The organism is Chitinophagales bacterium (assembly GCA_040877935.1).
Classification (GTDB): Bacteria; Bacteroidota; Bacteroidia; order Chitinophagales; family CAIOSU01; genus JBBDNB01.
In genome coordinates this window covers 56738-69534 of sequence record JBBDNB010000045.1, presented here as the reverse complement: position 1 = coordinate 69534, position 12797 = coordinate 56738, and the positions used below count along the sequence as shown (strand labels likewise).

Annotated in this window: 14 protein-coding genes and 1 pseudogene; 5 read left to right on the top strand and 10 right to left on the bottom strand. The window is 39.9% G+C overall.

All coding sequences use genetic code 11. The features are described 5' to 3' along the window. Positions 1–81 precede the first annotated feature (81 nt). From WD048_12715 to rpsT, 10 genes and pseudogenes are all read right to left on the bottom strand, one after another. A complete protein-coding gene (locus WD048_12715) occupies positions 82–789 on the bottom strand; it encodes an aromatic aminobenezylarsenical efflux permease ArsG family transporter (protein ID MEX0813072.1) in 708 nt (235 codons plus the stop codon). A gap of 83 nt (positions 790–872) precedes the next feature. Continuing rightward, entirely contained in the window at positions 873–1280 is a 408-nt protein-coding gene (locus WD048_12710; protein MEX0813071.1) for a nitrophenyl compound nitroreductase subunit ArsF family protein, read from the bottom strand. Positions 1281–1290: 10 nt separating this feature from the next. After that, positions 1291–1749, bottom strand: coding sequence for a DinB family protein (locus WD048_12705; protein ID MEX0813070.1), 459 nt, complete (start codon positions 1747–1749; stop codon positions 1291–1293). Then, positions 1746–2720: a permease gene (locus WD048_12700; protein ID MEX0813069.1), complete on the bottom strand. Its 975-nt coding sequence runs from the start codon at positions 2718–2720 to the stop codon at positions 1746–1748. Before WD048_12700 ends, WD048_12705 begins: the two co-directional genes overlap by 4 nt. A 67-nt stretch (positions 2721–2787) precedes the next feature. After that, on the bottom strand, positions 2788–3021 hold the full coding sequence (locus WD048_12695; protein ID MEX0813068.1) for a thioredoxin family protein: 234 nt from the start codon (positions 3019–3021) through the stop codon (positions 2788–2790). 90 nt (positions 3022–3111) lie between these two features. Beyond that, positions 3112–3411, bottom strand: coding sequence for a winged helix-turn-helix domain-containing protein (locus WD048_12690; protein MEX0813067.1), 300 nt, complete (start codon positions 3409–3411; stop codon positions 3112–3114). A gap of 127 nt (positions 3412–3538) precedes the next feature. Next, a pseudogene (locus WD048_12685) lies at positions 3539–3784 on the bottom strand (HepT-like ribonuclease domain-containing protein). 128 nt (positions 3785–3912) lie between these two features. Beyond that, the gene (locus WD048_12680; protein ID MEX0813066.1) at positions 3913–4170 is read right to left on the bottom strand and encodes a nucleotidyltransferase domain-containing protein; all 258 of its coding nucleotides are present in this window, start codon (positions 4168–4170) and stop codon (positions 3913–3915) included. Positions 4171–4241: 71 nt separating this feature from the next. Next, complete coding sequence (gene radC, locus WD048_12675; GenBank protein ID MEX0813065.1) at positions 4242–4940, bottom strand: DNA repair protein RadC; 699 nt, start codon at positions 4938–4940, stop codon at positions 4242–4244. Between the two features lie 63 nt (positions 4941–5003). After that, positions 5004–5258: a 30S ribosomal protein S20 gene (gene rpsT / locus WD048_12670; protein ID MEX0813064.1), complete on the bottom strand. Its 255-nt coding sequence runs from the start codon at positions 5256–5258 to the stop codon at positions 5004–5006. 178 nt (positions 5259–5436) lie between these two features. Between rpsT and WD048_12665 the strand changes: the two genes are divergently transcribed. The 5 genes from WD048_12665 to hflX all read left to right on the top strand — a co-directional run bounded on the left by WD048_12665 (position 5437) and on the right by hflX (position 12796). Continuing rightward, positions 5437–8142 (top strand): 2-oxoglutarate dehydrogenase E1 component, encoded by a 2706-nt coding sequence (locus WD048_12665; protein ID MEX0813063.1) that lies wholly within the window; start codon positions 5437–5439, stop codon positions 8140–8142. Positions 8143–8153: 11 nt separating this feature from the next. Further along, positions 8154–9425 carry a 2-oxoglutarate dehydrogenase complex dihydrolipoyllysine-residue succinyltransferase gene (odhB, locus tag WD048_12660; protein MEX0813062.1) on the top strand — a complete coding sequence of 424 codons (1272 nt, stop codon included), beginning with the start codon at positions 8154–8156 and terminating at the stop codon, positions 9423–9425. 177 nt (positions 9426–9602) lie between these two features. Further along, entirely contained in the window at positions 9603–11003 is a 1401-nt protein-coding gene (gene lpdA, locus WD048_12655; protein ID MEX0813061.1) for a dihydrolipoyl dehydrogenase, read from the top strand. A 221-nt stretch (positions 11004–11224) separates the two neighbouring features. Further along, positions 11225–11413, top strand: a complete 189-nt coding sequence (locus WD048_12650) for a DUF433 domain-containing protein (protein ID MEX0813060.1) — start codon at positions 11225–11227, stop codon at positions 11411–11413. 195 nt (positions 11414–11608) lie between these two features. Next, complete coding sequence (gene hflX, locus WD048_12645; GenBank protein ID MEX0813059.1) at positions 11609–12796, top strand: GTPase HflX; 1188 nt, start codon at positions 11609–11611, stop codon at positions 12794–12796. Position 12797 lies beyond the last annotated feature (1 nt).

The following is a 12797-nucleotide window of genomic DNA, read 5'->3' as shown; positions in this document are numbered from 1 at the left end:
TCAAAATCAAAATTAATTAAAAATACTCTTGGTTATTAACACAGAATCTTTGTGGCTAAAAACTTTTTGCTTAAAAAACTCTCAAATCAATTTAAAGTAAATATTTATGTAATAAATTCCTGTGAGTATAAACACGATTCCGGCTATTATGCGCATTACTTTTTCCACTTTGGTAATGGCCTTAAAATACATGCCCAGTTTTTCCATACTAAAGGCAATCACAAAAGCAAATAGGATCACCGGCAAACCTGTGCCCACGGAGAATATAGCGGGCAGCGCCAAACCTGCATCAGCAGAAAATGTCATGGGAATGAGCATGGCAAAAAACAATGCACCACTATAGGGGCAAAATGCCAGGGCGAATAAGGCACCCAGCAAAAACGAGCCCAATAAACCCTTGGTTTTAAAGCGTTCTGATAGCTTATCGATCAAATTTCCGCCCTTGATAAAATTCAATTTAATCACATCAAGCATAATCAGCCCTATGAAAATCATTACAAAACCGATGAATTTTTCACCGTTGCCCTGAAATAATTTGGCCACTTGAAATTTACTTGCTCCAAAGAAAATAATTGCTCCAATAAGCGTATAGGATAGCATTCTGCCGAGGGTATAAAGAAAACCGCTCAACAGCACTTTTTTTCTACTGCTGATGCTTTTAGCAATAAAAGCAGTAGCGGTAATATTGGTAGCCAGGGGGCAGGGAGCAATAGCCGTGAGCAAGCCCAGGGCAAATGCTGCCAAAGTTGGGGCTTCCCTGTTTTGCGCTAATTCTGTTAACCAATCCATCTTTTTAATTGTCTCATGTCTTAATTTGCAAATGCTTAATGGATCAATCTTCCAATCCAGCAATTTTCTACTCAATCAATCAGCTATTCAATAAACTGATCAATCTCCTTTTGCAAGCCTGCAATGAATTTTTCTTTGTTTCCCGCATTCATAAATGCAAAATCTGTCAGTTCTTTTTTGGCGCCTGTTTCAGGATTATAGAGAAATAAGGCCGTGCCAAATGCCTCAAATGCATCTGCTTTTTCCTCATTTGCTTTGTCGTCCACATTGACTAATGAAAAGGATATGTCACTATAATTTTCAACAGTTTGGCGTGCCAACTCTTCAATTGTTAGGCAGGTTCTACAGCGATTTTCAGAATGAAATTGAATGACTTCAATTTTTTCATTGGAAGCTGAATTTGTTGCTTGTTTGTTTCCGGTTTGTGCCTCGCTACTGCACGAAAAAAACAATAGCATAATTAGTGATAAAGCGATGTTTGATGTTTTCATTTTATAAGTTTTAATGGTTTCCGTATTTATTGATTATTGAAATTTGTCCTGCGTGATAGGCTGTATGGGAAACAACTCTGCCAAATGCTTCAGCTCTTGTTTTGGTGCCAAATTCCTTGGTTTTAACAGTGCTTTCCCAATCCTCCTCTTTTTGTTTTTCTACAATGGATTTGAGTTGCTCGAAAGATTCCGAAACATAACTTTTCAGGGCTTCCAAATCGGTCCACTCGCCTGTATCTTCTTGCGCAATCACTGTTTTGGCAGTTACTTTTACAGAACTGTCTCCAAATACATTTTTGGCAAACAACAATTCCACATCACCTATATGGCGAATTAGAAAACCTATTGAATTGGGACTTTCACCCAACTTTTTTTTCAGGTCAGTTTCAGAAATGTTTTCCAATTGATTGGAAAAGCGGGTTCTTGCTTCCGACCAGAGTTCGAGTAATATTTTAGTTTTTGTTTTCATAAGAGTACATTAAATAAAAATCCAGATAAAATGATGAACAGCGTTACCACACCAAAATAGATAGCGATGAGTTTCATTGACATGACCTTTTTTAGCAGTGTGCCTTCAGGTATGGATAAACCCACAGTGGCCATCATAAAGGCAATGGCAGTTCCAAGCGGCACGCCTTTGGCCACAAAAACCTGGATGACAGGCACAATTGCTGCGGCATTAGCATACATGGGTACGGCCAAAATCACAGCCAAAGGAACCGTCCACCATTGTCCGCCTCCCAGGTATTCACCAAAAAAGTTTTCGGGCACATAGCCGTGCATGGCTGCTCCAATGCCAATACCAATGATGACATAAAGCAATACGCCCCTGACAATATCCCATGCGCCACGGGTAATTTCTGGTATTCGCTGGAGAAAAGTGCGTTTTTCCTCTTCGTATTCGCTTTGTTGCTGGGCATTTTCCAATATTTTTTTCACCCAATCAGAAAGCATTGGTTCCAGGTTTAATTTGCCCAAAATCCAACCTCCCACTGTTCCCAGTACAATCCCTGATATGGCATAAATCAATGTGGCCTTTACTCCAAACATTCCTAAAAACATGGCAATGGCAATTTCATTGACCAAGGGGGAAGTAATGAGAAAGGCAAAAGTTACCCCAAGTGGAATCCCGCCTTGCACAAAGCCGATAAACAAAGGGACAGAGGAGCAGGAACAGAACGGTGTAATCGCCCCGAATAAGGAGGCAAACAGGTATTCCATTCCATAAAGCTTGTTGCGGTTTAAATAATCTTTAAGCCGCTCGATAGGGAAATAGGCATTCACAACACCCATTAGAAAAACGATGACAAATAATAGTATCAAAATCTTCAGTGTGTCGTACACAAAGAAGTTTAGGGCAGTGCCTAAATGGGTTTCAGCTCCAACACCAAAAACGGAATAAATGAGCCAATCGGCAAAATCTTGTATCCAATCAAACATATAATAATGTGCTTTCTTTCAATTAAGAAATACCCCATCTGGACCATCTCAAAATCAAATCTTCGCCCTATTTCAGCAAATCGACAATTTCGCCAACCTGCGCAACCCGGCCTTTTATTTTCGCCTCTTCATCTATCATTAATACCGGAGTAGTCAATACATTGTATTTCATCATTTCCTCAATGTCTTCTATTTTCTCGACCTCGGCTTCAATTCCAGATTGTTTTACGGCTTCCAAAACATTGGCGTAAGTGGTTTTGCATTTGGGGCATCCAGGGCCCAGTACTTTGATTCGTTTCATTTCTTTATTATTTGGTTATTTAAATCGTTCGTAAAACTACGAACATAATTCGTAATTCGCAAAACAACGAATAATATTTTCCAAAAAAAATTATTTCAATACCTGGTTGAGCAGCGATTTTGCCTTATCCCAATTCTCCCTGTTTATACAGTATTTAGTACTGGGCGGGGTGATGTCTCCTTGTATAAGGCCTGCCTCTTTCAATTCCTTTAAGTGCTGAGATAAGGTTGATTTTGCAATAGGCAGTATTTCGGCCATATCACCGTGAAAGCAACAAGTCTGGGAATTGAGCAAATCCAGGATGGCAATTCTAACAGGATGACCCAGCGCTTTGGCAAACCTTGCTGTTTGTTCCTGTTCTTGGGTAAAATATTTGGTCTTTGTTGTCATCTCAATTTCTAGCTATTATTCGCAAATATACGAACAATATTTGAAAATAAATGGGATATAAAGTGTGATAAAAAATTGGCGCGCTTTGAATCTTGGTGCTGAATAAGAACTTAGTGCCCTTAGAGGCTTATTCATTTAATAATCTGGCAATATCCGTTTTCAATAAAGGGAGGTGGTTAATTACAATTGACCAGATATTTGCATCATCAATAACATCATATCCATGAATGATGTTATTTCTTAAACCCACAATTTTCCTAGCATTAGAAATTTGAATCTTAGGGCCTTCCTTAATTATTCTATTTACCGCCTCTCCTATTATCTCAAGATTCCTTTCTATGGCTTTTCTCATCATTGCATTTTCCAGAAAATGATTGAAGTCTTTGGGATTGGATTAGACTCAAAATATGATTCAATTTCCTCTATGCACATCAGAATATCATGCAGCTAGGTTTTGATCTTGTTCATAAATTTTCACTTTTTCCTTATCAATAGCCTGCTTTAAATAAGGGTTTTTGATATATTTATTTGAACTAAATCACCTTTCTTGCGCAGTACCTTTTCCATTCTTTGAAAAAAGTCATAATAATTGTCGTTATAATCATACAGGCTAACGCCTTCAAATTCCACCATAAGATCAACATCACTTTCAGGTGTATAATCTCCCCTTGCATGGGAACCAAAAACGTACAGGTTTTTGACATTATGCTTTTTGCACAATGCTTGAATTTCTTTTTTGTACTGATTGATATACTGCACCTTCCAAAGATAAATTTTCTATTTCAATATGAAAATCACGCAAAACACTTTCACTACCCGTTTTCAACTTATCACAACCTCCCCTCATCCGCAAAGCTGTAATAGCCATTATCGGTAAATATCACATGGTCAAGCACGGGTATGTCCATAATTACACCGGCTTGTTTGGCATTTTGGGTCAATTTGTTGTCGAGCATACTCGGCTTCAAGGTGCCCGATGGATGATTGTGTACCAGGATAATACTACTGGCCAGGTTTTCCAGCGCAGTCTTGAAAATTATCCGGCTGTCCACTATCGTTCCTGAAATGCCCCCGCTGCTCAGTTGCCCTCTGTGAATGACTTTATTGCCCCTGTTCAGGTACAACACCCAAAACTCCTCGTGCTTCAAACCGGTAAGCAATGGCGACATGTATTGATAAACATCCGCTGCCGCTTTGATCAGTGGCTTTTTGGCAATATCGCTTCCTTGTCTGCGCAGCCCCAGCTCAAGAGCAGCAACTATGGAAATGGCCTTGGCTTCACCTATTCCCTTAAATTTCATTAAATCCTTTACAGAGAGTCCTGCCAGTTCGTGAAGATCGTTGTTGCAACTTTTTAGAATTTTCTGGCAGAGGCCAATAGCGGAATCTTCTGCATTTCCCGAACCAATCAATATAGCCATCAATTCAGCATCTGAAAGGCTTCTTTTTCCCTTGAGCAGTAGTTTTTCCCTGGGTCGGTCGGCCTCAGCCCAGGCTTTTATGCTCATTTTGTTTTCGTAATATTCCATAAATTAAAAAAGGCATGATAAGTAAATACCATGCCTAAATTAATAATTTATAGGAAATCTTAATTACGAAAGGCTATTGTAATGTTTCATCAATTTTGATTTCAAGTTGGCAGCCTTGTTGCTGTGGATAAAATTTTTCTTGGACAATTTATCGATAATAGATATAGCTTCTTTTATATTAGCATCTGCTGTTGTCTTGTCAGTTGCAGTTCTTACCTTCCTAACCAAAGTCCTCATGGTCTTTGCATAATACCTATTGCGCAATCTACGGCTTGCGATTTGCCTGATTCTTTTCTTTGCTGAGTTGCTATTTGCCATTCCTTAAAAGTTTTAAGAGTGCAAATATAAAACAAGAAACCAAGTAAATCAAAAAAAGCCAACTAAATAAAAAAACTAAGCAATTCGGGTGAACCTTTTGGCAATAATATCGGTCTAACTCCCAATGATTGCGTAAATTTGCTTAGCTATTTAATTGCTAAAACATTGAAATAAGATAATGAGCTCGCAGTTCTCGTACATGTCCAATGCACACCCTGAGTATATAGAATCTATTTATGAAGATTACCAGAAAGACCCTGATAAGGTTGACCCTGAATGGGCCAGGTTTTTCGAGGGCTTCGAATTTGCGATGGCTCGATTTGGGGAGGACAGCCAAAGCCTTTCTCCCAAAGAACTTCAGGTATGGTCATTGATTGAGGCATATCGCCAAAGAGGGCATTTGGAAGCTAAGACCAATCCCATAAGGGAGCGGAAAGACCGCCATGCCAGATTGAATATTGAAGAATTTGGACTGGATAAAAACGATTTAAAAAACACATTTATAGCCGGAAAGGAATTGGGCTTGTCCAATCCTACCTTGGAAAACATCATTGAATTTTTGCGGAAAATATACTGCAAGGCAATTGGCATAGAATACACCTATATAGAAGATGTAGATGTCAGGAATTGGATTCGGGATAAATTTGAAAAGGGTTCTGATGTAATAAATTTGCCCGTAGAGAAAAAGAAACGGATTCTCAAGAAACTGAACGATACGGTAGTTTTCGAGAATTTCCTCAATACAAAATACATCGGTCAAAAGCGTTTTTCACTAGAAGGAGGCGAATCATTCATCCCCGGATTGGATGCCATAATCAATGAATCTGCCGAAGGTGGAACAGAAGAAGTGGTAATTGGCATGGCGCACAGGGGCCGCTTGAACGTTTTGGCCAATGTGCTGGGAAAAACCTACGAGCATATTTTCAGTGAATTTGAGGGCACGGCAGTTCCCGACCTCACCATGGGCGATGGCGATGTGAAATATCATTTGGGATATTCTTCTATAATAGAAACTGCAACCGGAAAACCCGTTCACTTGAAACTCAGCCCCAACCCTTCTCACTTGGAAGCTGTAAACCCCGTAGTACAAGGATTTACAAGAGCAAAAGCCGATATTCTTTACAATTCGGAATACGATAAAATCCTTCCGATTTTAGTACATGGTGATGCCGCATTGCCCGGCCAAGGTGTTGGCTTTGAGGTAATTCAAATGTCAAAATTAAAAGGCTACGAAACGGGTGGATCCATTCATTTTGTCATCAACAATCAAATTGGCTTCACCACCGATTTTGACGATGCGCGTTCTTCAACCTACAGCACAGGAGTGGCAGCAGTTGTGCAAGCTCCGGTTTTGCACGTAAATGGCGATGATGTGGAAGCAGTGGTGTATGCCGCTGAATTTGCTGCTCAGTTCAGGCAAAAATTCAATACCGATATTTTCATTGACATGGTTTGCTATAGAAAGCATGGGCACAATGAAGGGGACGAACCTAAATTTACGCAGCCTACGCTTTACAAAGCCATTGAAAACCATAAAAACCCTAGGGAACTTTATATTGAAACCCTGATGGAAAAAGGGACCATAGATAAAAAAGAGGCAGAAGAACTCAACCAGGAATTTTGGGATGTTTTGCAGGAAAGACAAGATAAAATCAAGCAAAATACTCTCCCGTATAAGTACCAAGATCCGGAACGGGCATGGAAAGAACTGAGAAAATCCGAGGAAAAGGATTTTGAAAAATCGCCCAAAACTTCTATTACGGAAAAAACCCTCAAGCAAATTCTGAAGCAATTACAAAGCACTCCAGAAGATTTCAAGCCTTTGAGAAAAGTCGAAAGATTGCTGAAGAGTTCACAAAAGCTTATTGACAATGGCCAAATGGATTGGGCGTTGGCAGAGCTTACAGCTTATGGCTCAATACTTTTGGAAGGCAATGACGTTCGCATGAGCGGCCAAGATGTTAAGCGAGGAACCTTCTCGCATCGACATGCAATTTTGTATGACGAAACAAACAGCAAAGAATACAATCGCCTGAATTATTTCAAGGAAGACCAAGGCATGTTTAGGATTTACAACTCACTGCTCTCTGAATTTGGCGTACTGGGTTTTGAATTTGGCTACTCCATGGCTTCTCCCAATACGCTCACAATTTGGGAAGCGCAGTTTGGAGATTTTTGCAATGGCGCACAAACCATTATCGATCAATTCATAACCTCTTCTGAATCCAAATGGCAACGCATGAGTGGCCTTGTTATGCTTTTACCACATGGTTATGCAGGACAAGGGCCGGAACATTCCAGCGCAAGATTAGAGCGCTTTTTGCTTGCCTGTGCTGAATTTAATATCACAGTAGCGAATTGTACTACACCAGCCAATTTCTTCCACATTTTAAGAAGGCAATTGGAGCGACCATTTAGAAAACCATTGATCATCATGTCTCCAAAATCGCTTTTGAGGCATTCGCGCTGTATTTCAGATTTTGCTGATTTTACAAAAAATGGTTTTAGGGAATTGATAGATGATGAAAATGTAAAAGCGGCCGATGTTAAAAAAGTGCTGTTCTGTAGTGGAAAAATTTACTACGAATTACTGGAAAAACAGGAAGAGGACAAGCGCAAGGATATTGCCATTGTAAGATTGGAACAATTGTATCCATTGCCTTACAAGCAAATGGACGCCCTCATTAAAAAATATAAAAAGGCCAAGTTTCTTTGGGTTCAGGAAGAGCCCTCCAACAAAGGAGCATGGGTATATATGCTCAGTTGCTACAGGGATATCGATTGGGAATTGGTTTCTAGAAAAGCCAGCGCATCCCCTGCTACGGGATACAATAAAATCCATGTGGAAGAACAAGAGGCCATTATTAATAAAGCATTTGAATAAAGCTATAAATTATGTCTAAAGTAGAAGTAAAAATACCCTCAGTCGGGGAATCAGTAACAGAAGTAACCGTTGCCAAATGGTTGGTAGAAGAAGGTGCTTACGTTGAAAAAGACCAGGTAATCGTTGAATTGGAATCCGACAAGGCATCCATGGAATTGCCCAGTGAAGAGGCCGGGACCATTACATTCAAGGTGGAGGAAGACAGCGATGTAAATGTAGGTGATGTAATTGCAATTATTGATACTTCTGCAAAAGCTCCTGAAAAAAAGGAAGAAAGCAAAGACGAAGAAAAGTCAAAAGAGAAAGAAGCTGACAAATCTGAGGAAGGAAAAAAGGAAAGCAAAACGCCTTCTAAAGAAAAGTCCGATTCAGATTCAAATGCTAAAGGACATGCCGGACCTGCCGCTGCAAAAATGATGCGTGAAAACAGTATCAGCAGCAAACAAATTGATGGCAGAGGAAAGGGAGGCCGCATTACCAAAGCAGATGTGATTGATGCGTTGAAAAACGGTGAAACTGAAATTGGTGGCCGTTCATTGGCTTCCGGTGATTTCAGCAGGGATACCAATAAAGAAAAAATGTCAAAACTGCGCAGGACCATTGCCAAAAGACTGGTAGCTGCCAAAAACGATACTGCCATGCTCACCACTTTCAATGAAGTGGACATGTCGGCCGTGATGGAATTGCGCAACAAATACAAAGAGGATTTCAAGGAAAAACACGGCATCGGTTTGGGCTTTATGTCCTTGTTCACCAAAGCTTGTTGCATTGCATTGCAAAACTTCCCTGCCGTAAATGGCATCCTTGACGAAGACCATGTGGTTTATCACGATTATTGTGATATTGGAATAGCCGTTTCCACACCCAAAGGATTGGTGGTTCCTGTTATCAGAAATGCAGAATCGCTTTCCTTGGCGGATATAGAAAAATCTGTTAGGGAATTGGCCATAAAAGGAAGGGATGGCGTATTGACCATGGACGAGATGACAGGTGGAACCTTTACCATCTCCAATGGTGGTGTTTTTGGCTCATTGATGTCAACACCTATTTTGAATGCTCCCCAATCTGCTATTTTGGGAATGCACAAAATTGAAGATCGCCCAATGGCCATCAATGGAAAGGTGGAAATTCGCCCCATGATGTATTTGGCATTGTCCTACGATCACAGAATTATTGATGGAAAAGAATCGGTGAGCTTTTTGGTAAATGTGAAAAATTTGCTCGAGAACCCGAGCCATATGTTGTTTGGATCCGATCCTGCAGAAGTGCTTTTAGATTTGTAGAGTAAAACCGCAAAGAGCGCTATGATAGATTCGAAGAGAAATTATCTGGAACGACTTTGCTGAAAAATGGAATAAAAAGAGTAGTAAATAACTTGTAAATACTTTGCGTCCTTTGCGAAAAACTCAGAGTACTTTGCGGTTAGAAAAAATAAATTGCTTTAAAATAAAAACATTGAAATGAAATTTGACTTGACTGTAATCGGCTCTGGCCCCGGTGGATATGTAGCAGCCATTCGCGCTGCCCAATTGGGATTTAAAACAGCCATAATTGAAAAATACGATTCACTTGGTGGAACCTGTCTAAATGTAGGATGCATTCCCTCTAAAGCCTTATTGGACTCTTCTGAGCATTATCACAATGCAGAGAAAAAATTTGAAAAACACGGCATTCAGCTCAAAGACCTAAAAGTGGATTTTCCTCAAATGATTGCCCGTAAAGCAGATGTAGTGAAGCAAAATACTTCGGGCATTGATTTTTTGATGAAGAAAAATAAAATCGAAGTCTTTACCGGAGTGGGCAGCTTTGTCGATAAAAACAAGATTTCCATTAAGGGAAAAGATGGCAAAAGCAAAGAAATAGAAACCGATAAAACAATTATTGCCACAGGTTCCAAGCCTTCTTCATTGCCCGGAATTGAAATTGATAAAAAACGCATCATCACTTCTACCGAAGCATTGGAATTGAAATCATTGCCCAAAAAAATGGTCGTAATAGGTGGTGGAATAATTGGCGTGGAAATGGGTTCAGTCTATGCCCGATTGGGAACAGAAGTGGAAATTGTGGAATATTCAGATGGATTGATCTCAACAATGGACAAAGCATTGGGAAAAGAATTGCTCAAATCAATGAAAAAATTGGGCATTAAATTCTTCCTGAGCCATAAAGTTACGGGTGCCAAAGCCACAAGTAAAAGCACTACTGTTACGGCTGAAAATGCCAAAGGCGAAAAAGTGGAGTTCAAAGGCGATTACTGTTTGGTAAGCGTTGGCAGAAGGGCTTATACCGAAGGCCTTGGATTGGACAAAATTGGACTGGAAACCGACAAGCAGGGAAAAATCGAGATCAACGATAGATTCGAAACTAAGGTGGAGGGCATTTATGCCATTGGCGATGTAGTTAAGGGAGCAATGTTGGCCCACAAAGCCGAAGATGAAGGTTCGGCCGTTGCTGAAATCATTGCCGGACAAAAACCACATATCGATTACAATTTGATTCCCTCTGTGGCATACACCTGGCCAGAAGTGGCAGGAGTAGGTAGAACAGAGGAGCAGCTCAAAGAAGATGGCGTGGAATACAAAAGCGGCTCATTCCCTTTCAAGGCGAGTGGTCGTGCTAGAGCGAGTATGGATTTGGAAGGTTTTGTAAAGGTATTAACCGATAAGGAAACCGATGAAATTCTAGGTGTACATATGATTGGCCCACGAATAGCCGATTTAATTGCAGAAGCTGTTGTAGCTATGGAATTCCGTGCATCAGCAGAGGACATTGCTAGAATGAGCCATGCGCACCCAACTTATACAGAGGCATTCAAAGAAGCCTGTCTGGCCGCTACGGACAATAGGGCTTTGCATATTTGAAGTTCTAGTTAAGCAAGATTTTAAAAGAGCGGGCAACCAGTTTTTTAAAATTAAATGCAAACTTCCTTTCTTTCCAGCAAAAAAGAACTTGACTGAAAAATTTCAAGTTTAAAACTAATCTATTTATTATACTCGAATTCTTAAAGAATCAATACCTTTATTTAAATGTTATTGCTTTGTAAATTCGAAATGTATGAGCAAGTTATTAGACAGAATTACAATTGATCAAACCTTGCATAAGAGGTATGAGGTGGCCTGTTGAAGTAATAATTGACATGTTGGGCTCAGATATGACCGTTGAAGAAATACTCAATGAACACAAAGAACTAGAAAAGGAAGATATCTTGGCAAGCTTAAATTTTGCAAAACTTTACTTATCAGGTCAATCGCTAAAGAATTTGGTATATTGAAATCTCAGTGTAGTGAAGATTATTTCATTTAAATTCGTGAAACGTTTGGAATCTCTCAGTTTTGAAGCCATGCACCTAAATAATATCTTAGTTCGCTCAAAAACTGAAAATTAAGATTTTTGTGGTTATACTGACCAATAGTTAAAAGGAATAATCAGCTATTTATGACTATCAAGTTTTTACAAAAAATTATATATGGACACCCTTCAAGGCATTGATGTAGATAAAGAAGAAACTGCGGTACTGATTGGTTTAGTTACGCTGGAGCAGGATGAAAAAGCACTTCAGGAATACCTTGACGAATTGGAATTTTTGGCCCATACCGCAGGAGCCATCACCAAAAAACGCTATTTCCAAAAACTCGACCGACCAGATAAAAGAAGCTATATCGGTAAAGGTAAATTGGAGGAAGTTCGCAATTATGTGGAGGAACACGAGATTGACCTCGTAATTTTTGATGATGAAATTTCTCCTTCACAACAGCGCAACATCGAAAAAGCACTGAAATGTAAAGTCCTGGATCGCAGCATGTTGATTCTGGATATTTTTGCCAATAGGGCCAAAACACAGCAAGCCAAAACACAGGTAGAGTTGGCGCAAATCCAATATTTATTGCCCAGAATTCGCGGTATGTGGACCCACTTGGATAGAATCAAAGGGGGTATAGGGATGCGTGGTGCCGGTGAAAAGGAAATCGAGACCGACCGTAGGGTAATCAACGATAAGATTGCCAAGCTGAAAAAGCAATTGGAAAAAATTGAAAAGCAAAATTTCACCCAACGCAAAGCTAGGGGAAAGATGGTGCGCGTAGCTTTGGTGGGTTATACGAATGTGGGCAAATCCACGATTATGAACCTGCTGAGCAAATCGGATGTATTTGCGGAAAATAAATTATTTGCTACACTTGATACTACAGTGCGCAAAGTAGTGATCGACCGGATTCCTTTTCTTTTATCAGATACGGTGGGTTTTATCAGAAAGCTGCCCCACCATCTGGTTGAAAGCTTTAAATCTACATTGGATGAGGTACGCGAAAGCGATATTTTAATCCATGTAACTGACCTTTCGCACCCCAGCTATGAAGATCATATGAAGGTGGTAAACGAAACGCTGAAAGATATTGGCGTAAAGGAAAAACAAACGCTCTATGTTTTCAATAAGTTGGATTTGTACAGGGAACAGGAATTTGATGAATTGCTGCAATCGGACGTAAAAGAGGAGTTGTTTGCCAATTTAGAACAATCCTGGCAGAAGAAAACCGATTACAATGCCGTATTTGTAAGTGCCCTTCAAAAAGAAAATATCGAAGAAATGCGCACCCGCATGATAGATATGATCAAAGAGGTCTATTATCAAAGATATCCTTATGAGGCTGGGTATTGAT